The organism is Paraliobacillus sediminis (assembly GCF_003426055.1).
Window position 1 is genome coordinate 81,916 of sequence record NZ_QJSI01000004.1, and the last position, 21,435, is coordinate 103,350.

The 21,435-nt window shown below is 34.1% G+C and carries 25 protein-coding genes and 2 riboswitches; of the genes, 16 read left to right on the forward strand and 9 right to left on the reverse strand.

All coding sequences use genetic code 11. The features are described from left to right. Positions 1-44 precede the first annotated feature (44 nt). A complete protein-coding gene (locus tag D2K60_RS19425) occupies positions 45-599 on the reverse strand; it encodes a phospholipase D-like domain-containing protein (RefSeq protein WP_117170765.1) in 555 nt (184 codons plus the stop codon). Positions 600-783: 184 nt separating this feature from the next. On the opposite strand from D2K60_RS19425, the gene D2K60_RS19430 reads away from it, so the two are divergent. The 6 genes from D2K60_RS19430 (at position 784) to D2K60_RS19455 (ending at position 6,398) form a co-directional block, all read left to right on the forward strand. After that, positions 784-2,208, forward strand: a complete 1,425-nt coding sequence (locus D2K60_RS19430) for a carbon starvation CstA family protein (RefSeq protein WP_117170766.1) — start codon at positions 784-786, stop codon at positions 2,206-2,208. Between the two features lie 84 nt (positions 2,209-2,292). Beyond that, a riboswitch (cyclic di-GMP riboswitch) is annotated at positions 2,293-2,377 on the forward strand. A gap of 92 nt (positions 2,378-2,469) precedes the next feature. Then, positions 2,470-2,814, forward strand: coding sequence for a hypothetical protein (locus tag D2K60_RS19435; protein WP_117170767.1), 345 nt, complete (start codon positions 2,470-2,472; stop codon positions 2,812-2,814). 40 nt (positions 2,815-2,854) lie between these two features. Beyond that, positions 2,855-3,835, forward strand: a complete 981-nt coding sequence (locus D2K60_RS19440) for a ketoacyl-ACP synthase III (RefSeq protein ID WP_117170768.1) — start codon at positions 2,855-2,857, stop codon at positions 3,833-3,835. Between the two features lie 36 nt (positions 3,836-3,871). Then, positions 3,872-4,612 carry a sirohydrochlorin chelatase gene (locus D2K60_RS19445; RefSeq protein ID WP_117170769.1) on the forward strand — a complete coding sequence of 247 codons (741 nt, stop codon included), beginning with the start codon at positions 3,872-3,874 and terminating at the stop codon, positions 4,610-4,612. 112 nt (positions 4,613-4,724) lie between these two features. Further along, the gene (locus D2K60_RS19450) at positions 4,725-5,222 is read left to right on the forward strand and encodes a hypothetical protein (RefSeq protein WP_117170770.1); all 498 of its coding nucleotides are present in this window, start codon (positions 4,725-4,727) and stop codon (positions 5,220-5,222) included. A gap of 105 nt (positions 5,223-5,327) precedes the next feature. Continuing rightward, complete coding sequence (locus D2K60_RS19455) at positions 5,328-6,398, forward strand: undecaprenyldiphospho-muramoylpentapeptide beta-N-acetylglucosaminyltransferase (RefSeq protein ID WP_117170771.1); 1,071 nt, start codon at positions 5,328-5,330, stop codon at positions 6,396-6,398. Positions 6,399-6,468: 70 nt separating this feature from the next. Here the strand turns inward: D2K60_RS19455 and D2K60_RS19460 are convergent, their stop codons facing one another. Both D2K60_RS19460 and D2K60_RS19465 read right to left on the reverse strand, forming a co-directional pair. Continuing rightward, on the reverse strand, positions 6,469-6,783 hold the full coding sequence (locus tag D2K60_RS19460; protein WP_117170772.1) for a DMT family transporter: 315 nt from the start codon (positions 6,781-6,783) through the stop codon (positions 6,469-6,471). After that, positions 6,783-7,124 (reverse strand): DMT family transporter, encoded by a 342-nt coding sequence (locus D2K60_RS19465; RefSeq protein ID WP_117170773.1) that lies wholly within the window; start codon positions 7,122-7,124, stop codon positions 6,783-6,785. The genes D2K60_RS19460 and D2K60_RS19465 overlap by 1 nt, the downstream gene beginning before the upstream one ends. A 62-nt stretch (positions 7,125-7,186) precedes the next feature. Next, positions 7,187-7,287: riboswitch (guanidine-I (ykkC/yxkD leader) on the reverse strand. A gap of 230 nt (positions 7,288-7,517) precedes the next feature. Between D2K60_RS19465 and D2K60_RS19470 the strand changes: the two genes are divergently transcribed. After that, on the forward strand, positions 7,518-7,850 hold the full coding sequence (locus tag D2K60_RS19470; RefSeq protein ID WP_117170774.1) for a hypothetical protein: 333 nt from the start codon (positions 7,518-7,520) through the stop codon (positions 7,848-7,850). A gap of 178 nt (positions 7,851-8,028) precedes the next feature. On the opposite strand, the gene D2K60_RS19475 is transcribed toward D2K60_RS19470, so the two are convergent. Continuing rightward, positions 8,029-8,574 carry a beta-class carbonic anhydrase gene (locus tag D2K60_RS19475; RefSeq protein ID WP_117170775.1) on the reverse strand — a complete coding sequence of 182 codons (546 nt, stop codon included), beginning with the start codon at positions 8,572-8,574 and terminating at the stop codon, positions 8,029-8,031. Positions 8,575-9,497: 923 nt separating this feature from the next. On the opposite strand from D2K60_RS19475, the gene D2K60_RS19480 reads away from it, so the two are divergent. The 3 genes from D2K60_RS19480 to D2K60_RS19490 all read left to right on the forward strand — a co-directional run bounded on the left by D2K60_RS19480 (position 9,498) and on the right by D2K60_RS19490 (position 12,303). Continuing rightward, positions 9,498-10,307 (forward strand): S1C family serine protease, encoded by an 810-nt coding sequence (locus D2K60_RS19480; RefSeq protein ID WP_117170776.1) that lies wholly within the window; start codon positions 9,498-9,500, stop codon positions 10,305-10,307. 256 nt (positions 10,308-10,563) lie between these two features. After that, a complete protein-coding gene (gene sigI, locus D2K60_RS19485) occupies positions 10,564-11,301 on the forward strand; it encodes an RNA polymerase sigma-I factor (RefSeq protein ID WP_117170777.1) in 738 nt (245 codons plus the stop codon). 81 nt (positions 11,302-11,382) lie between these two features. Then, the gene (locus tag D2K60_RS19490; RefSeq protein ID WP_117170778.1) at positions 11,383-12,303 is read left to right on the forward strand and encodes a Gfo/Idh/MocA family protein; all 921 of its coding nucleotides are present in this window, start codon (positions 11,383-11,385) and stop codon (positions 12,301-12,303) included. Positions 12,304-12,361: 58 nt separating this feature from the next. Here D2K60_RS19490 and D2K60_RS19495 read toward each other — a convergent pair whose 3' ends face one another. Next, positions 12,362-12,601 (reverse strand): YhdB family protein, encoded by a 240-nt coding sequence (locus D2K60_RS19495; RefSeq protein WP_112182653.1) that lies wholly within the window; start codon positions 12,599-12,601, stop codon positions 12,362-12,364. Positions 12,602-12,860: 259 nt separating this feature from the next. Here D2K60_RS19495 and D2K60_RS19500 point away from each other — a divergent pair, with 259 nt between their 5' ends. The 6 genes from D2K60_RS19500 to D2K60_RS19525 all read left to right on the forward strand — a co-directional run bounded on the left by D2K60_RS19500 (position 12,861) and on the right by D2K60_RS19525 (position 17,938). After that, positions 12,861-13,547, forward strand: a complete 687-nt coding sequence (locus D2K60_RS19500) for a YhcN/YlaJ family sporulation lipoprotein (RefSeq protein ID WP_117170779.1) — start codon at positions 12,861-12,863, stop codon at positions 13,545-13,547. 131 nt (positions 13,548-13,678) lie between these two features. Further along, positions 13,679-14,146, forward strand: a complete 468-nt coding sequence (locus D2K60_RS19505) for an S-ribosylhomocysteine lyase (protein WP_117170780.1) — start codon at positions 13,679-13,681, stop codon at positions 14,144-14,146. An 81-nt stretch (positions 14,147-14,227) separates the two neighbouring features. Next, positions 14,228-15,598, forward strand: coding sequence for a dipeptidase (locus D2K60_RS19510; protein ID WP_117170781.1), 1,371 nt, complete (start codon positions 14,228-14,230; stop codon positions 15,596-15,598). A 164-nt stretch (positions 15,599-15,762) separates the two neighbouring features. After that, positions 15,763-16,128, forward strand: a complete 366-nt coding sequence (locus tag D2K60_RS19515) for a hypothetical protein (RefSeq protein WP_162880799.1) — start codon at positions 15,763-15,765, stop codon at positions 16,126-16,128. 26 nt (positions 16,129-16,154) lie between these two features. Next, on the forward strand, positions 16,155-16,415 hold the full coding sequence (locus D2K60_RS19520) for a metal-sensitive transcriptional regulator (RefSeq protein ID WP_117170783.1): 261 nt from the start codon (positions 16,155-16,157) through the stop codon (positions 16,413-16,415). A 107-nt stretch (positions 16,416-16,522) separates the two neighbouring features. Further along, positions 16,523-17,938, forward strand: coding sequence for a SpoVR family protein (locus D2K60_RS19525; RefSeq protein ID WP_117170784.1), 1,416 nt, complete (start codon positions 16,523-16,525; stop codon positions 17,936-17,938). Positions 17,939-18,004: 66 nt separating this feature from the next. Here the strand turns inward: D2K60_RS19525 and D2K60_RS19530 are convergent, their stop codons facing one another. The 4 genes from D2K60_RS19530 to chrA all read right to left on the reverse strand — a co-directional run bounded on the left by D2K60_RS19530 (position 18,005) and on the right by chrA (position 21,242). Then, positions 18,005-18,322: an ArsR/SmtB family transcription factor gene (locus D2K60_RS19530; RefSeq protein WP_117170785.1), complete on the reverse strand. Its 318-nt coding sequence runs from the start codon at positions 18,320-18,322 to the stop codon at positions 18,005-18,007. A gap of 22 nt (positions 18,323-18,344) precedes the next feature. Further along, positions 18,345-19,265: a cation diffusion facilitator family transporter gene (locus tag D2K60_RS19535; RefSeq protein WP_240335361.1), complete on the reverse strand. Its 921-nt coding sequence runs from the start codon at positions 19,263-19,265 to the stop codon at positions 18,345-18,347. A gap of 219 nt (positions 19,266-19,484) precedes the next feature. Then, positions 19,485-19,976, reverse strand: coding sequence for an HXXEE domain-containing protein (locus tag D2K60_RS19540; RefSeq protein WP_117170787.1), 492 nt, complete (start codon positions 19,974-19,976; stop codon positions 19,485-19,487). Between the two features lie 81 nt (positions 19,977-20,057). Then, the gene (gene chrA, locus D2K60_RS19545) at positions 20,058-21,242 is read right to left on the reverse strand and encodes a chromate efflux transporter (RefSeq protein WP_420818834.1); all 1,185 of its coding nucleotides are present in this window, start codon (positions 21,240-21,242) and stop codon (positions 20,058-20,060) included. Between the last annotated feature and the right edge of the window lie 193 nt (positions 21,243-21,435).

Sequence of the window (21,435 nt, forward strand, 5' to 3'; positions counted from 1 at the left end):
TATCGGAATGAAGTATTGATTCACCTTTTTTTAATATCTATTTCTTAAGGTGTCCAAGCTGTGTAATCACTACTTTCCCATAAAGTGAGGAATAAATCATTCCATTCTGTTGCTAATTCAGTATGCTCAATAGCGAAAAGGAGCTCCTGGTTTTCTTCACTTGAATTGTCTGTGTAATTAAATGAACCAGCCACTACTGTTGTTTGATCTGAAATTGTTAATTTTAAATGCATTTTTGTTTTTGTATTTATTTTTATCGGTATACCAGCTTCAGAGAGTGAGGTGAAAATTTCTTCACTATCATCATTCGCTAATTTTTCTTGATCTGTTATTATCTGAATAGCTACACCTCGCTGATTCGCATCAAGTATAGCTTCTGCAATAGCTGTATCATCAAGGTTATATATAGCTATATCAAGACTTTCTGTTGAATTGTTAATAATATCTAGCAATTGTTGCTCTGGATCTCCTTCCAAATTACTAAGAGAATAAGAGATCTTGCTTCCTGTTGCGTCAATTTCATTTGTATTGTTATCAAAGATGAAATAGACATTTAACAGGATGGAAAGTGCCAAAAAGACACTAATAATTTTATTCATAATATGTTCCTTTCTTAGGTGAAATGTTATCCTATGTTACCAATTATATAATTCATTTCTTAAAAATCCCTTAAATAAAGATAATCTATTTTTGAGAAGAGAATTTTTTCTGAATATTATATTTTCTTTTGTCGAAAAGTGTTACTATATGTATACTTTACGATTTTAACAGGGGGAAATGAACATGGCGACATTTTTAATCGCATTATTTGCACTTATACTTGGTTACGTTTTTTATTCTAAATTCGTAGAGAAGATTTTTGTAGTAAACGATGAAACAGTAACACCTGCATATAGTAAGCGTGATAATTTAGACTTCATTCCTATGAGTTGGTGGAAAGGGAATTTGATTCAATTATTAAATATTGCAGGATTAGGTCCTATATACGGGGCAGTTGCCGGTGCTTTATACGGACCAGTAGCATTCTTCTGGATTGTATTAGGCAGTATCTTTGCAGGGGGAGTACACGATTATTTTTCCGGAATGATGTCCTTACGTCATGGTGGGGCACAATTTCCAACACTTGTTGGTCGATATTTAGGGAAGTATATAAAGTCATTTATTAATGTTATTTCACTTGTATTAATGATTTTGGTTGCAGCTGCATTCACGGCTGGACCAGCACAATTAATTTCGCAAATTACACCATTAAGTTTTTTTGTTGCGTTAGTAATTATTTTTGCCTATTTTGTTATAGCAACTGTATTGCCAATTAATCGTGTTATTGGACGAGCCTATCCTATTCTAGGCGCAATTTTGTTAATAATGGCGGCTTCTGTTGGAATTGCCCTGCTGTTTTCAGGAAAACCGATCCCTAATATTACATTGCAAAATTTACATCCTGGAGAATTACCGATTTGGCCTTTATTAATGGTTACAATATCGTGTGGGGCAATTTCTGGTTTTCATTCGACACAAAGTCCGATTATTGCTAGGACAATGAAAAATGAAACGGATGGACGTAGAATATTTTACGGAGCAATGATCACTGAGGGAGTTATTGCATTGATTTGGGCTGCTGCTGGGATGACTTTCTTTAATGGAACTGCCGGGTTACAAGAAGCTTTAGCGGCTGGAGGGCCGTCAGGTGTTGTTAACGAAATTTCAACGTCATTACTAGGGGTTACTGGTGGGATTTTAGCAATATTTGGTGTGATTATTCTTCCGATAACTACTGGGGATACTGCATTACGATCATCACGAATGATTTTGACGGATATGCTTACGAATATATTTGATATGAATAATAAAATTAAAGTACTACTTGTTGCAATACCGGTTTCTATTCCTGCTTTCTTTTTAGCAACCATTGATTATACATTCTTATGGCGTTATGTGGGCTGGACAAATCAAGTTGTTGCAACAGTAATGCTTTGGACAGCTGCAATGTATCTAGTTGAAAGTCATAAATTTCATTGGATAGCAGCGATACCAGCAACTTTTATGACAGGTGTATCGGCAACGTATATTTTTTATGCACCTGAAGGATTAGGATTAGATTATAATTTATCTTTGGCAATCGGATTTGTATTAACCTTAATTGTATTAGCTTGGTATGTGACGCAATTAGTTAAATACCAAAAAATAAAAAAAGAAATGCGCAATTAAACATAGTATAACTAAAGTTAATTTATTAAATAAGTAGCTTCTAATATTATGCATACTATGATATTATATGTAAGCAATTAGAACTACATACTTTGGCAAACTTATTGAAAGATAAGGACGCAAAGCCACGAATCTAAAGCTTTAGAGCAAAGATGGTCGGGTTGCATTTAGTCATTTAGCACGTATTAAAATGATTATGAGCCTACAAATATTTTTGTAGGCTTTTTGCGTACATGGTATAAAAATAGGAGGAAAATTAAAATGGAAAAGTACAGTATTAAGGTTGATAAAACAAATAAGAAAGTAGACATGATGGTTAGTGGTTCATTTGAACCTGAGGATGTGGAACTTTTTGTGAAAGATTATCAAACAAAAGTAGGTTCTATTACGGCTAATCAATATACATTAGATGTAGATTGTACAACTATGAATATACTGACAAAAGATATGGTTCCGAGTTTAGAAAATTCATTTAAAATGTATAACCAATCAGGATTTGAAAAAGTTCTTTTTACAATTAAGAAAAGCCCTGTTATAAAAATGCAGTTGAAACGGATTGCTAAGAATGCAGGTTTAACAAATGGTGAAGTAGTCGAGATTGCGTAAAACTGCTTGAATGGAGTTAGTATAAAGGTGGGGATTGTTAGTGGAAAACATCCGAATTAAAGGGGTAGATGTTTATCATCCGGATAAAATTCTGGATAATGAATACTTCATTAATCATTTTGCTGAGAGAGATAAAGATATAGAGCGGTTTTTAGCACATATGGGTAGAAATAAGAGATATGTAATTGATAACTCAGAAGAAAATGGTTTGACAATGGGAGTAGCTGTTGCTCAAAAATTATTAAATAAACTAAAGCTCACTGGTAAAGATATCGATATGATTGTATTTTCAACGCAAGTACCAGAAACAACTTTTCCTACCAATACGATGTTTTTACATGATGCAATTGAGGCAAATAGTGAGACGATAATATTTGACTCTAATGCTAATTGTGCAGGCATGACAGTTGCTGTAGAACAAGCGTCTTATTATATGAAAGCAAATTTTCGAATAAATAGAACGTTAATTGTAGGCTCTGATTATAATTCGCTTATTAGTAATCCAGAAGATGAGATTACATATGCTAATTATGGTGACGCTGCTGCGGCTGTAGTACTGGAGAAAACAGAGAAAGATAGTGGTTTCATTGATGCTATATACCATACTGATTCTGTTAATCGTGATAAAATCATGTACCCTGGTAGCGGCTTATCGAATATGAATAGTGTAGAGGATAAATATATTAAATGGCTTCCGTTTAACGCCGATTTAGCAATGCCACCAACTTACAGGATGTTAGAAAGATTATTAGAGAGAAATAATCTAACAACAAAGGACATAAAGGCCTACTGCTTATCCCAATTCTCTTTAGCTAACATCTTAAAAATTAAAAATGAATTTACTTTAGAGCAGAAACAATTAATTTATGTTGGAGATCGTTTTGGTTACACAGGTACTAGTAGTCCATTTATTGCTTTACATGAAGCAGTAGAAACTGGCGTTGTAACCCGTGGAGATTATGTTGTTTTTTGGACGATAGGTGCAGGTTTTCAACTTGTTGCAATGTTGTTTAAATATTAGTTCGAATGTTAGAATGGTGCTAGAGGTGAATTTTGTATGAGAGCAGTTCTTTATATTTGCCATGGTAGTAAAAATAATCAAACGAATAAACAATTTCAATTAGAATTGAAAGAGATGGAGCGATACATTGCTGCTCCAATACAGGTTACAACTTTTCTTGAAGTAGAGCCTTCAATTATTGAAGGTGTTACACAATGTGTGAAGCATGGTGCGACAGAAATTATTCTTGTACCGGTATTTTTATTACCTGGAGTACATGTAATAGAGGATATTCCTAATGAAGTAAAAAAGGCACAGCATAAATTTCCCGAGTTAGCTATCCATGTAAGTGAGCCGTTAGGAGCCAGCGAACAACTTATTGTAAATACACAAAAAAGAATAGTAAATAGGCGTGTGATGCATGAACAAAAAAGAGAGGCAGTTCTCCTTGTTTCTCATGGTAGTAGGTATTTAGAAGCAAGTGATATGTTTGCATCTTTTGGTCGTGAATTAGAAAATAAGTTAACAGGAATGCCTGTTTATGAATCTTATTTAAATTCGAATGATCCAAATTTTGAAGTCGAGTTGGAGCGATTGCTAGCAGCAGATTATGACGTTATTTATCTTGTACCACACTTTTTTTCGATAGGTTTTTTCCCTGAAAAGATACAGCAAATAGCATCATCTGTTCAGGCGAAACAGAAGCGGACAGTAGTTATTTATGTGGATCCAATTACATTTGATCAGGATATTTTTACAAACATCGCTACTAATTATAATCGAACACTTATCCAATAAATGGACCAGTGTTTGATTTTTTTTAAATAACCCGAAACGTAATGGAAGTGTCGCACGTCTAATAAATAGCATATTTCATGTGCATAGAAAAATGAAGGAGGGACGAAGTGTAATGAAAAGATATCTAATCTTGTGCATGATAAGTTTTTTTGCATTGATCGGTTGCAAACAACAGGTATCCATTCCTGAGGGTTATTATACGTATGAAAGTTCGGAAGTGAAAGAAGCTTTAGATGGATTGTCATTCAATCCTGAAACACCGGAATTCGTCCCTATTCAAGTGGACTTTATCATTTCAGATCAATATGTTGTTAAGGGTACAAGTCAAGAGGCATTAGATGTTAGTTTTTATTCACAAGAGAACGACCTATTAACTTTTCAAGCAGTTGAGGGAGATTTTAAGAATCTTGCTACAGGTGATTCGGTTATGATCGATGAAGAAATAAGTGGATCATACATTGATAATACCTTTGCAAAAACGCTTTATTGGAGTAAATCAGGTATATCTTATAAACTAGTTTATCGTTCTGGGATCATTAAAACAGAAGATGTTTCTAATAAAATAACAAAAAATGAACTAGTAAAAGTTGCGGAATCGTTTCAATTATAAAAATGATCCGTTCTTTTTTCCAATAGTAATTGTTTCATACATATTTGCCTTTCTTTTATGGTAAAATTCTTAGAGAGTACTGTGAATAAAGAGAGGGTTTTATTAATGAGTGAAAAGTGTATCGTATTTACTGGTGGAGGAACTGCTGGTCATGTTATGGTAAACATTGCAATTATTCCTACTTTTTTAGAACAAGGTTGGAAAGTTGATTATATTGGATCAAAAACTGGAATTGAACGCGAATTGATAGGGAAATTAGAAGGTGTTACATATCATCCGATTTCAACTGGAAAGTTACGGAGATACATGTCTAAGGAAAACTTTAAAGATCCGTTTAAGGTAATGATAGGTATTGAGCAAGCATATCGAATTTTAAGAAGAGTGAAGCCGAAAGTTATATTTTCTAAAGGTGGATTTGTCTCTGTTCCTGTTTTAATAGCAGCTCGACTGAGACGTGTTCCAGCTGTGATACATGAATCAGATATCACACCCGGATTGGCCAATAAACTTGCAATGCCCTTTGCAAAAAAAATACTAGCAACATTTCCTGAAACAATGCAACATTTACCTGATAAGAAAGCAGAATGGATTGGTGCGGTTGTGAGACCAGAACTTTTCCAGGGGAGCAAGCAAAAGGGATTAGCGTATGCTGGGCTTCAAGGTATTAAGCCTTCTCTTCTTATTATGGGAGGGAGTGCGGGTGCACAGCGAATTAACCAGACTGTAAGAGATGAATTGACCGCACTAACCTCACAGTTTGAGATTATTCATATTTGTGGAAAAGACAATGTGGATCAGACTATAACTGTATCTGGATACAAACAGTTTGAGTATGTACATGAGGAATTAAGTGATTTATTTGCTGCTACTGATTTTGTTTTGTCGAGGGCTGGAGCAAATGCTATTTTTGAGTTTCTAGCGTTACGAAAACCGATGCTTTTAATACCACTATCTCGACAAGTAAGTCGTGGCGATCAAATCTTAAATGCGGACTCCTTTAAAAAACAAGGTTATGCGCATGTATTAGAAGAAGAAGAATTAACAGGAGAAACGCTAGTAAATGCTTTACACAAATTAAAAGAAGAAGGTCCGATTTTCGAAAAGAATATGCGTAAGTATGAAAGTCGTCAAGCTAGAGATGAAGTAATTTCAATCATTAAAAATACAGCAAAATAGTAAAAAGATGAAAAAACTCGCAAACGATTGGTTTGCGAGTTTTCTATCGTGTTACAATCAGAACTTTCTTTTATGAAACGAGTTTAAGACCTACTGCGGCTCCTAAAACCATGCCAATAAAAACAAGTCTTTTCCAGTCTTTTGATTCACCATATAAAACCATACCTAAGATTGCTCCACCAGATGCACCAATTCCTGTCCAAATAGCATAAGCTGTACCCATAGGGAGTGTTTTCATTGAATAAGCAAGAAGAATAAAACTTGCTCCAAAGCCGAGAATCAAAAGTGCGAATGCTTGCCAATTACGGTCTTGATGCAACTTATTTATCATGACAACACCAAACATTTCACACAAACCTGCTAAGATTAAAGAAATCCATGCCATTAGGATTCATCCCCTTCCTGAACTTTTTCTGTTGTAACTAATTTCAAACCAATTACACCTGCTAATAATAGTAAAATCAAGAATACTTTTTCTGCTTTAAATGGTTCTCCAAAGAATAGAAATTCAGAAAGAACAGTTCCTGCTGTACCTATACCAACAAAAACTGCATATACAGTTCCTACGGGAAGTTTTCGTCCAGCCATAATCATTAAATAGAAGCTGATAAAGATAGCGACACCTGTTCCACCCCAAGTCCAAAAGGTATTTGCATGTTTTAAACCAATAACCCAAAAAATTTCAAAGAAAGCAGCAATAGATACTTTAATCCATTCATTATTCATCTAAAAGGCACCTCCAATAGCATTATTAATAAAAAAAGCCTAAGAGTTAACTGTTAAACAGTTTCTCCCAGGCTTTTGTCCTTCCGTGACACAGCTTAGCTGTGAGTTTTCTCTCGGACCAGACCAACATAAACGTTGTTGCGGAACCCTAGAAAACATTTTAAGTGTGCAATTACTGTACATTATACAAGTTTTTATATCTTAGTCAATATTAGATTTGGTCCTTATGGTTTAATGAAAAGTATGTGCTCCAAAGTCATAATACAGTCAGGTACCATAAAAGATTGTGGATATTCAAAACCAATAAGATTAACATATTTAAAGAAAAAGGCACTTATTTTTTAATATGTATAGAAAAATTGTTATAATTAAAAGGTTGAAGGGAGAAAAGTGATGAAATTAATTATATGTCCATATTGCAAGAAACCAATTGAAGAACGTGATCAACTTGTAACCGTAAGTAACATGTTTCGTATTCGTCCTTATCACTATGTTTGTTATCAAAAAGTAGAATTGGAAACAAAAACAATTTGGAGTCTTTGGACACCATTAAATGGTATTTCGGGAACTGTACGGTTTATTATTTTACTAGGGATTGCCATTTGGTTACTAACAACTAACGAATTCGGCTTAGGTGGAGAGTTACTGGGGTTGTTTGCAATGTATAACGTTATTGTACATATTACTGCTTATTTATTATATGATCGACGTTTACCAAAGTTATAGCGAGAAAATCCCCATTTTGCTTATTAGCCTTCGATATTATGAGGAATAGGGCAGAGCAAACAGTTTGAAACTATCCACTCAAGATAAAAGGAATAGAACACATCTAGTTGTATTTTAAACTCTATAAATGATGGCATACATATTGCAATATGTATGCCATCATTTATGGATAATTTTCTTAGTAACCTTTGCTAACTAAATCTAACTTTCCAGTATGCGGATCTATTACTAATCCGTGAACAGGAGTATCCTTGGGTAACAATAAATGATTCTCGATAATAGAAATAGAAGCTTTGACTGAGTCTTCAACATTTGTAAATCCTTTAAGCCAATCTGTTGGGTTTACAGGTAGTTTTTCTATATCCTCATCTGTTATGCCTTGTGATTTCATTATTTCTATTAGTGTTCCTGTATCAAGGTTAAGCATACCACAGTCATGATGCGCAACAACAAATACTTCTTTCGCTTTTAAAGCGTGAATAGCTATTAGAATACTCCGCATTACACTGCCGTATGGATGTGTAAGGAATGCTCCTGCAGTTTTAATGATTTTAACATCACCATTTTTGAAGTTTAGTGCTTTTGGTAATAATTCGACTAGACGTGTATCCATACAAGTCAGAATTACCGCCTTTTTATTTGGAATACCATCAGTTTCGTATTGTTGATACGATTTATCGTCTACAAATTTCTCGTTAAAAGTAAGTATCTCCTCTAATAACATGTTTAGCCCCCTTTTATTTAACGCTCCTTATATAATAGTTGATATATGCTATGTATTTCAAGTATTATGTCGAAAATTTTCATTATGGTGAATTTTTGCAATTTTCATTGACTGAAGAAATAGTTAAGCTTATAATATGTATATTGAATTCACGAGAGGAGGTCACGAAAATGAAAATGCAGAAAATCTATTCAGTTACAGTTTTCACTAATTTTATAAATAACGTGACCTCCAAAGCGAAATTAGGGTTTGAGTGAATTGTATGGTCAACTCTAAGTGTTTTAATACGTAAGTGTATTGATGTGGTCACGTAAGTTGTCCGTGATTATATATGTATTTGTGTAAAGCACATACGTCTTCGGACGTATGTGCTTTTTATATTTTGTGAAATTTTTGAGTTGTTGGATGTAAAACTGGTTGTTCAGTTTTAAAAAAATATGAAAAGGAGTGAGGTCAAATGTTTAAATTTATTGGAATAAAACAACATGTAATGGTGAGGAAAGACGGCGGTTGACTAAATTGAATAGTAGATGAAATGGGTGATTTTGTGATAGCTGAAAAAGAAAACAAAGATTTTGTATTAAATCGATTACTAAAGCGATATGTTTTAATATGCGTGATTTTCAGAAAAGAAAACAGAATAGGAATAGATAGAATTATTTTTATAGTTTGTCGAAAATAATGTTAGCTAAGGAGATAATAATATGAAAATACATCAATTTATAATAAGAGATATAACAAAAATAAAATGTTGGAAAGATAGCGGCTAGTAATACTAAATCATTCTATTTCCCAGGAAATAAAAATGTCGAAATTATTATTAATAACTCGAACACAACAGTTATGTTATATTCAATCTGTTAGAATTAGTATGAAGCAAGATGACTTATAGGTAGAGTGTATTAATAATGGGGTGACACGGCGTGGATGATAATAACGAAAAGTCAGATGTGATTGACAAGGACTTATATGAAGATATAGATGAAGAAGAATTACTAGAGATTTTTGATAAAGATCGCCAAGAAGAAAAAAATGATGTTGATAAAGAAAAAAAGACGAAGCGTCCTTTTCCTAAATGGGCATTTTGGTTAATTGCAGGCTCATTGTTTTTAAATGTTGTAGCAATATTGCCACAAACATTTTCTATACCAGCGATTGAATTTTTAATAACTTCAACAAAATTGTCTGCGGATCCAACTATTAGCTCTTATAAAGAAGCAGTCGTTGTAGTGGAGGCAGGAAACAGTAAGGGTACGGGTTTTTCGATTGCTTCGGATGGCATGATTCTTACCAATTATCATGTCATTGAAGAAGAAGATCAAATTTCTATTTCCTTTCCTGAAGAGGGTTTATTTGCAGCAGAAGTGATCGAATCCTATCCAGAGATAGATTTAGCTGTTTTACAGGTAGAAGCAAGTGGACTTCCTCACTTAGAATTAGCTGAGAATGGAGATTTTGAAGTTGGGGAAAAAATTAATTTCATTGGTAATCCACTGCGTTTTAACGGTATAGCTAACCAAGGAAGTATGATTGGTTACACGAATTTGAAAAGTTGGGATCAAGAAGTAATGATGTTAGAAGCACCGGTTTATCGCGGAAATAGTGGTAGTCCAGTATTAAACCAGCAAGGAAAAGTTATTGGTGTTATTTTTGCAACTATGAACCATGAGCAACATGGGAAGGTCGGTTTAGCTGTGCCAATTACTTATTATAAAAACACTCAGAAAGAGTAGAAAAACCCGTAGACATTAAAATACAATGTTTACGGGTTTTTTGCAGGATAATTTTAGGGTTGTTCTCTAATTATGACTAATTGTTTTCATTTAGATGATAAAATAGGCGGTTTGCACTATTTTTTGATATGTATTCTTAAGAATTTGTAAAGTTCCTGTGATGGTTTCCTTCCTATTTCTCTTGTATCATTTGATTAGATAGAAAATTACTGCGAACAATAACAATTAGATGCAAGTAAACTGGAGTTGAATCAAGATGAAAAACCTAGCAGATATGGAAACAGCTACATTAGAGAGACAAGTTCATCTTGTACAATTAGGTGATCGTAAATTACAAAACAAGCTATTAAAGGCATATAAGCCATATATCGCAAAATGTGTATCGGAAGTTTGTAAAAGATATATTAATCCAAGCAGAGATGATGAGTTCAGTGTTGGTCTATTTGCTTTTAATGAAGCAATGAACGGCTATTCAAGTGAAAAAGGGAGTTCATTTCTAAGTTTCGCTCAATTAATTATTAAACGAAAAACAATAGATTACATTAGAAAAGAAAGTGCTAGACTGAAGGTGATATCATTAGACGAGAACTTTGATAACGTCATGATGGATAATCCAATTGAAATAAATGTAGCGAATAAAGTGGACAAGTTTAATATAGATCAATGGAATCGACGCAATGAAATCCTTATGTTTGCAACAGAATTAAGTTATTTTCACTTATCTATCTCGGAGTTAATGCGTGTATCACCAAAACACAAAGATGCCCGTGAATCAGCAATTCAAGTTGCACGGACGTTATATCAAAATGAAAAGATGCGTGAATTTGTCCAAACAAAAAAGAAGATACCAATTACACAATTAATGGAATACGTTACGGTAAGTAAGAAGACCTTGGAACGTAATCGTAAGTATATTTTAGCGATATTTATAGTATTAGATGGAGACTTTCTGTATATAAAGGAATATATAAAGGGTGTTGGCAGATTGGATTAAAAGATAAATTAAAATGGTAAATGTTTGATAAATTCATGCTATAATGTCCTTAACTATTCAGTAGACAGGAAGGTGTATGACATGAAAAGGAAGGTTCGTGTTGGTGTAGTTGGACTTGGTGGAATAGCACAAAAAGCGTATTTACCAATCTTAACTACCCAAGAGAATTGGGAGTTAGTTGGTGCTTTTACGCCGAATCAAACAAAATCAAAAAAAATTTGTGCGAGCTACCGTATGCAATCCTTTGCAAGTATGGAAGCTTTAAGTAAGGAATGTGATGCTGTTTTTGTTCACAGTTCAACAGATACACATTATCAAGTGGTCGACTATTTATTAGATCAAGGCAAGGATGTATATGTTGATAAACCATTAGCATCGAACATAGAAGAAGCGGAACTATTAGTAGAAAAAAGTGAGAAACTTGGATTGAAGTTGATGGTTGGTTTTAATCGAAGGTTTGCGCCTATTTATCAAGAAGCAAAAGAATTAGCAGGAAATTTTGACGCTGTACACATTGAAAAGCACCGTCCATTTGGCATAGGGCCTATGCTATTTAATGAGACGATGTTAGACGATTATTTACATGTAGTGGATACGGTACGTTGGTTAGCAAATGATGACCTTAAAATTAAGAATTTTTTCGCCAAGCAAACGACTGAGCAGGAAATGATATTTGCTAATCATACGTATGAAAGTCAAGATAGATTATATACAACTTCCATGCATCGTCAAGCTGGTTTAGATTTGGAAAAATTAGAATTTATAACAGATCAATCAATTATTCGGGTATGGAATATGCGTGATTTAGAAAGAAATGAAGAAAAAATCACAAAGAAAAGAACTTCTGGATCATGGCAAACAGTGGGTAATATTAGAGGGTTTGAAGGAGCAATTAAACATTTTATTACGTGTATTGAAAATAATACAAGACCAATTATTGATGGAATGGAAGGCCTTAAATCACAACGTCTATTACAACTTATGATAGACCAAGCCAAATAAAAACGCATTATAAAGAAGGGAAGAATACTTATCCAAGGTACTCTTCCCTTTGTACATGTTACAGCATTTCTATTTCAGCAATTGGTGTGTATCCCATCGCGTGATCAATATAATGCAATAAGGAATCATGGTCGGTCATAATTTGCTGTTCATTGTGACTATAATGAAAGGCGTGAAGAAATGCCTCGATTTTTTTTGACAAAATATCATCATGGGTGCGTACCATTAGCACTAGTAGATCATCCCATTGGCCCCAAAGCGTAAAATATAATGCTTTATCATAATCAGGTATTCCCATCATTGTCACCCCTCTTTCAAATTTATTCCATGGTATTTGGAACAGTATCTAAAGGGCTACTGTTAGTATGGCTAACTTCATTAAAATAACGATGCCACATTCTTGGGTCTCTTACCATTTATTAAATCATATGCAATGAATAAGTATTCAGTGCATTTATTTAGGGTAAGATGAAAGGTTTTACTTCTTGTCTTACACATGTATAAAGAAAAACTTCATTCACATACTATTTATGACTCTAAAAAAGGAGGAGTTAAGTATGGAATGGAAAAAGGCAAGTATCGCATTATTGACAGTAACAACATTAGTTGCCTGTGGGGCACAAGATAATAATGAATTGGGGCAACGTGGTACAAACAATCTTGAACCAGTTCGTAATGAAAGTACTTTAGATGCACCATTTGGTAATCGCAATGTACAGAATGGGCAAATGAACAATGGTACAAATGGAAATAATGGTACGACGTATGATGGCACATATCAGCGTGGTACAGATTTAACGGCAGATAATGTAAAACAGGATAAGACGAATAAGAATCAAAATAACACTAGCAGTAGACACAACACAAATGGGAATCAGCAGGGGAATAATGAATACGAAGTAGCTGACAAGGCCGCAGATCGTATTGCGGATGAAGTAGATAGTATTGACCGTGCTTATGTTTTAACAACTGATAACAATGCCTATGTTGCAGCTGAATTAAATGAAGGTACGAAAGAAAATGGTAAAAATGGTGAAGTAAGTGAAAAAGTGAAAAAACAGGTTACAAAAGTCGTAAAAGCTGAAAATGATAATATTGATAATGTGTATGTATCAACAAATCCTGATTTTGTTAATTTGACAACGGGTTATAGGGACGACGTTGAAAATGGTGAACCAATTGAAGGCTTTTTTGATCAATTTGGAGAAATGATACAACGTGTATTTCCAAATCAAGCAGATTAATTAATAGAAGAAAAGCGTCTGTTACTAATTGCGGGCGCTTTCTCTTTACATATAACGTCTATTTCACGATCGCCTATTTTGTGTTATCTTATTCCTATAGGAAGATAAATACTTAAAGGAGCTGAGGAGAAATGGTCGAAAAAATGAATGTAGAAAGTTTCAATTTAGATCACACAAAAGTGAAAGCCCCTTATGTACGTTTAGTTGGTGTTACTACTGGACAAAGTGGGGATAAAGTATATAAATATGATGTTCGTTTTTGTCAGCCTAATAAAGAACATATGGATATGCCTGGCTTGCATTCAATTGAGCATTTGATGGCAGAAAACATTCGTAATAATATTGATGATGTCTTGGATATTGGTCCAATGGGGTGTCAAACAGGTTTTTATTTAGCAATATTAAATAACGACAGCTACGATGCTATTTTAGTTGCTTTGGAAAAAACGCTTAATGATGTATTAGATGCAACTGAAGTACCAGCATGTAATGAGGTACAGTGTGGTTGGGCGGCTAATCACAGTTTGGAAGGTGCGAAGGAAATTGCTTCACGTATGCTAGAACAAAAAAATGAATGGCACATTGTGTTTGCTGAATAAATAATCATTAAACGTAAGAAGAGCTGGTATATAAACGTACTGCTCTTTTTATCTTTAATCTGAAAGGGAAGTGTATGGTTTATGACAGAGGAAGTATTACAATATTTAAAAGAAAATAGGGATGCACAACTCAACGTATTACATAATTTTTTATCGATTCCTAGTATTAGCACGGACAGTTCACATAAACAAGACGTGAACAAAGCTGCGGAGTTTGTAGCAGATTACTTAAATAGTATTTCGTTTGATAAAGTAGAAATACAAGAAACAAAAGGACATCCACTTGTATATGGAGAGTGGCTTGGTGCTGGTGAAGATGCTCCGACTGTTTTGTTATATGGTCATTATGATGTACAACCAGCCGAGCCGTTAGAGCTATGGGAGAGCGAACCATTTGAACCTGAAATTCGGGATGGTCGTTTATATGCCCGTGGATCTAGTGACGATAAAGGGCAGGTATTTATGCATTTAGCGGTTTTTGAAGCATTTATCAAAACAAAAGGTGCATTACCGATTAATGTAAAGGTTTGTATAGAAGGGGAAGAAGAAATTGGTAGTGAGAATTTATATGCTATCTTAAAGGAAAAGAAGGACTTATTCCAAGCAGACTTTGCTGTTATATCTGATTCTGGAATGGTGGCAAGCGGTCAACCTACAATTTTATATGGGTTAAAAGGTTTTACTGGACTTGAATTCACATTGCAAGGTCCATCAAGTGATCTTCATTCGGGATTATATGGTGGTGCGGTAAGAAACCCTGCTATGGCAATGGCACATCTTTTAGCATCCTTAAAAGACGAGGATGAAGTAGTACAAGTAGAGGGATTCTATGATGATGTAGAGCCGTTGACAGAAGAAGAGAGAAGTCTAATTGCAGCGGTTCCAGGCGAAGATTATCAACAATCCACCGGTGTAACAAAAACAGTATCTGAAAAGGGATATACAGCTAAAGAACATACAATGGCACGCCCAACTTTAGAAATAAATGGCCTATTTGGTGGTTATCAAGGTGAAGGAACAAAAACAATCATTCCGGCTTCTGCAACGGCAAAAATGACTTGTCGTTTAGTTCCAGGACAAGAGCCTGACAAAATTCAAGATTTACTGATTAAACATTTGGAGAAATATGTGCCCACTGGAGTTACACTAAATGTAAAGCGTGAAGCATTATCAGCAAAAGCATATAAAGTAGATCCAAATCATGAACTTATTAAAAAGGCAGCAGAAAGTTATGCAAAAGCATTTGGAAAAGAAACAGTATTTGTGCGTATGGGAGGATCTATTCCAGTTGTAGAATGGATTGATGCCATTTATAATATACCGATTGTTTTATTAGGGTTTGGTACACCGGAAGATCGATTACATTCACCAAATGAGAGTTTTCCATTAGAAAGCTTTGATAAAGGTTTAGAAACGCTCGTGCATTATTGGAATGCAGTGAAGATGAAATAATTGTATTGAAACGGGGCCTATAGAAAAAATTAGGTCTCTTTTAAAATCGCAAATTATCAAATAAAACATAATATGTGGGAGCAAAACATTTTAATTGACCTTTATACCTTAGCGGGTATATAATGGGTTTTCAAATGAATGTATTAATAATTGGAGTGATGTAATTGATGATACTGTTGGTAATTCTGTTAGTGATTGTGGCTTACGTGTTATATTCACGATATTACCCTGTTAAAGGTGTTCCTTGTATGGATGAAAAGCAATCAAAAGAGAAAAATGATAGTGTTACTCTAGATATTCGAGATTATAATACGTCATCAAAGGAGTCGACAAATGATTCGATTTTTATGCCTATCGCATATTTGAAACGATATCATCATGAAATACCATCCAAGTATATATATATAATTGCTTCTGATAAAATAGAAAAGAATTTAGGTATCCGATTTTTAAGTCAAAGGGGATATCAAGTCATTGGATATAAGTTGGCTAATTGCAACTGTAAAAATAAACTAGAGAATTTATTTTAAATACTGAAAGAAATGGAGGAAATACAATGGAATATACTGACCAAATGAAAAACAGAGTAAAACGGATAGAAGGCCAATTACGCGGGATTTTGAAAATGATGGAAGAGGGAAATGATTGTAAAGATGTTATTACACAAATGTCCGCTGCTCGCACTGCAATGGATCGTACGATGGGAGTCGTTGTAAGTTCTAATTTAGTGGCATGTGTTAAAAGGGCTGAAGAAGAAGGAGAAGACACAGCTGAATATGTCAATCAAGCTGTAAATTTATTAGTAAAAAGTAGATAAATAAGATATTTATAACAATGTATTTATAAAAACAAGTCCAACACCTTTCATCATTCATACGCACAGATCATATACTGATGATAATCCAGTCAAAGGAGCGATCATGAATGAAACAATCGGATCAGAAACAATTGGAATACGCGATTGATGAGATCACAGAAATTGCAAAGGGTTTTGGACTTGATTTTTTTCCTATGCGTTACGAAATTTGCCCCCCCGAAATAATCTATACATTTGGTGCCTATGGCATGCCTTCCCGCTTTTCCCATTGGAGTTTTGGTAAACAATTTCACATGATGAAATTACAATATGATTTAGGGCTCAGTAAAATTTACGAATTGGTGATTAACTCAAATCCATGTTATGCCTTTTTACTAAACTCAAATAGCCTAGTACAAAACAAACTAATTGTTGCACATGTTTTAGCACATTGTGATTTTTTTAAAAACAATGCACGTTTTCAAAATACACAACGTGATATGGTGGAAAGTATGTCAGCAACAGCAGAACGAATAGCCGCTTATGAAAAGCAATATGGCGATCATGAAGTTGAAGTTTTTCTTGATGCAGTATTAGCAATTCAAGAACATATTGACCCTTCTTTAATGAAATCAAAATTCGATTGGACATTAGATGAGTTAGAGGAAGATGAAGCAGTACAAAGGCAAACTGTTTATGACGATTTATGGAAACTAGATGAGAAACCCCAAATTGGACCTGACCCGATTAAAAAGAAAAAAAGAATGTTACCGCCAAGACCAGAAAAAGATATCGTTTTGTTTATTGAGGAATATAGCGCTCACTTAGAAGATTGGCAACGTGATATTTTAACGATGATGCGAGAAGAAATGCTTTATTTTTGGCCGCAGCTGGAGACAAAAATCATGAATGAAGGGTGGGCTTCTTATTGGCATCAACGTATTTTAAGAAGCTTGGATTTGAAAAGTGACGAAGCTGTCGAGTTTGCTAGTCTGAACGCTGGGGTCGTGCAACCTTCTAAAACCCAAATTAATCCGTATTACTTAGGCGTTAAAATGTTTGAAGATATCGAAGAGCGATTTGATAATCCTACGGAGGAAATGAGAAAGTGGGGAGCGGTTCCTGGAAAAGGGCGTGAGAAGATGTTTGAAGTTAGAGAAATTGAATCAGACATTTCATTCTTACGTAATTATTTGACAAAAGACTTTGTTGAGAGAGAAGACTTATACTTATTTCAAAAACAAGGGAATGACTATAAAGTTAGTGATAAAAATTGGGAAAATGTCCGAGATCAATTAATTACAATGCGTGTTAATGGTGGTTTCCCTTTTATTACAGTAATAAATGGCGATTATGCCGGTAATGGAGAGCTTTATTTGAAACATCATTATGAAGGTGTTGAACTGGATATGCGCTATCTTGAGAGAACGATACCTTACATTTATCAACTTTGGGGAAAAACAGTTCATATGGAAACAGAAGTGGAAGATAAACATGTTGTCTTTAGTTTTGATGGGAAAAAAGTTAGTAAAAGACAGTTGTAAAGTCAGCACATCTTCTAAGTTTCAACAAAAGGGAAACAGTAGAAATTAACTGTTTCCCTTTTGTGTTTATTCATGTAAAGCATGGTGTATGGTTTGTTCTAACGTCCTCATAACATGTTCATCATCATGTGAATAATAAATTGTTTTACCATCTCGTCGATATTTAACTAAGCGTAAATTTTTCAAAAAACGAAGTTGATGTGATACGTTCGATTGTTTTAAATCAAGGTATTCTGATATTTCCGTAACAGAACATTCTTTCTCAGATAGTAAATGCAAGAGTCGAATTCGAGTTGGATCAGCCAATGCTTTAAACGTTTGAGAAACGATAAATAACGTTTCTTCATCAAGTCCGATATAATCATTTTTCTTTAATTCATCCACTATAAGCAACTCCTAGTTAAATCTAATTACAACAATCTTCATGATCCTGTAATGTTGTACCTTCTCCTTCAATTTGAATGGTTGTATGTTTTAATTTAAAATTCTCTAATAATAATTTTGAAGAAACTTGTAAAATATCATCTCTATTATGATTCTGCTCAACCTTTAAATGACAACTAAGAGCAGGAAAATCAGAGGTTATTGTCCATACATGTAGATCATGTACATTTTTTACCCCATCGATTGACATAAGGCATTCTTCTACTTCAGCAACATCAATTTGGTTTGGTATGCCCTCCATTAATACATGGAAAGAATCCTTTGTCACACGCCAACCACTAAACAAGATTAAGCAAGCAACAATGACACTTGCAATTGGATCAGCAATATTCCAATTAAATAATAAAATTAGTACCCCAGCAATAATTGCGCCAACAGAGCCAAGTAAATCTCCAAATACGTGTAACAAAGCACTGCGCATATTTAAATTGTCTTCTGTATCACCACGCATTAGAATCCAAGCAACTAAAATGTTAATCAAAAGGCCGATAATTGCTATTATCATCATACTTCCATCCACATTTGGTGGCTCTAAGAAACGACTGTATGCCTCCCAAAAAATATAAATGGAAATAGCCAGTAATGTGATGCCATTAATAAAGGCTGCTAATATTTCAAAACGTTTATAACCATAAGTCTTAGTTGAAGTTGCGGCTCTTTCGCCAAATTTAAATGCAAATAAACTTAATCCTAAGGCAGTAGCATCGCTTAACATATGCCCTGCATCAGATAACAGCGCTAAGCTATTAGTCAGTATGCCGCCAATAACTTCTACAACCATGAAGGTTGCAATTAAGATAAAACTTAATAACAATGCTTTTTTATTAGCATTATGCCCATGTTGGTGGTCATGTCCGTGCGTATGCTCATGTCCCATTCGAATCACTCCTGTATTTTCATATGATCATGTATTCATATTATAATACAATCAATGAAAATACAACCAACTTTCGCCCGAAATTCTTTAAAACTTATTATATTTTAAATATGTATTATAATGGATCTGTCTTATTTTATTTTTGATAATTGGTAGCATTAAACGGAATCCAATTTATGGGCCCCCATTTTTTCCTCGGTTATAATCAATTAAACCTGACAATATTTAATCGACATATGAAAAAGGATATACTTTGCCACCAACTTTAAATAATAACGGAATAAGTGCTAATAAAATAATCCCTACAACTAACGTAGCTATTAGTAACTCCTTCCATAGAATCAAATTCTCTACAAACATTTGATAAATAACCAATGAGTTTATAGGAATGTTAAGCAATAAGCCAGTAAGAAGTCCAGGTGCATACTTTTTCATCAAAACAGTTGCAGTTAGATGTGGAAAAATAGCATTGAAAATCATTGAACCTAAAAAGCCAATGAAAATCCATTTTGTGATATTTGATTCTGGTATATATAAATAACTAAGTGCAGATAAATGAGCCAAAATAGTTATTACAATGATGGCAATATGAAATTCACTTGAAGTAACTGGCTTTTGAAACTTTGAAGAGTATTGAGACCACTTAGATAACCAAATTGCTTCCTCAATATTATGCAGTGTAATAGCAAAACAAAAAAATACTACGAGATAATCCATGTACCTTTTCATCCTCCATCTTAAAGTAACTTAAATACAAGATTGTTCTTTAACAGAGCCATTATATTAAAAGGATAATATCTAAGTTAGTTTTAAAAGAAACCCACCAAATGCTCCAAATAGTACGATCAACCATGCCGGTAATTTCCAATAGACCAACATACTAAATAATACTGCAGCAAATGCAAAGTCAAGAGGATTAATAATAGTAGTTCTCCAAATGGGTTGATAAAATGCAGCAATTAAAATACCAACAACAGCAGCATTAACGCTTATAAAAGCACCTTTCATTTTAGCGTGATTTCGTAGACGATCCCAAAAAGGCAGCACACCAACTAGCAATAAGAATGATGGCAAGAAAATAGCGATTGTTGCCGTCAAACCACCTAACCAACCAGATTTTACAGCACCAATATATGCAGCAAAAGTAAATAATGGCCCCGGTACAGCTTGTGCAGCGCCGTATCCAGTTAAAAATTGTTGTTCTGTTAAAAAGCCACTAGGAACAAACTCTCTTTCTAGTAATGGCAATACAACATGTCCACCACCAAAAACTAGCGCACCAGACCTGTAAAAACTATCAAACATCGCAATCCAAGTGGTCCCAAACACTTCACGAAGTATCGGCAAGATACCGAATAATGCAAAAAACAGCAAAATAGAAAATCCAGCGACTTTTTTTGAGATGGTTACAGTGATCAAAGATTTATCTTTTTCTAGTTGATCGCTAAATAAGAAAAGTCCAGCAATGGCTGCTAGTAGTATAACAACTACTTGTGATAAGGTTGTTTGCCATAATAATGTAATAATTAAAGCAAGTAATGCAATTAACTTATGAGTTAGTGCGGGTGTTAGTTTTTTACCCATATTTAAAATTGCATGGGCGACAACAGCAACTGCTACAATTTTTAAACCTTGAATTGCACCTGATTCTGCAATTGAAAAAGTATTCAAAAAGTATACAAATAGAATGAGTGCTATAACAGATGGTAATGTGAATCCTATGAATGAGACAATACCACCCAACAAACCACCTCTAATAATCCCAATCCCCATGCCAACCTGGCTACTTGCTGGACCAGGTAGAAATTGACATAATGCAACCAAGTCTGCATAGCTTTTATCGTTCAACCATTTTTCTCTTTTCACGTAAGTTTCATGAAAGTAGCCTAGGTGAGCAATTGGTCCACCAAATGATGTTAGTCCTAATCGAGTTGATATTTTTAATATTTCCCATAAAGTGTTGCGTTTTGTTTTATTGTTAATCGTAATTCACCCCTAATGGTTATTTATTATTTCTTCTATAGATATCACTTTTTAGTTAAATTGTAAGGCAGTACGCGTTGTTTATCAATAATAATAATGTAAACTATATGTAGTTTTTAAAATAAAACGTAACGATTACTGTTTACAATACGTAATGATTACGATATAATCCATATAAAGTTAATATACGGGG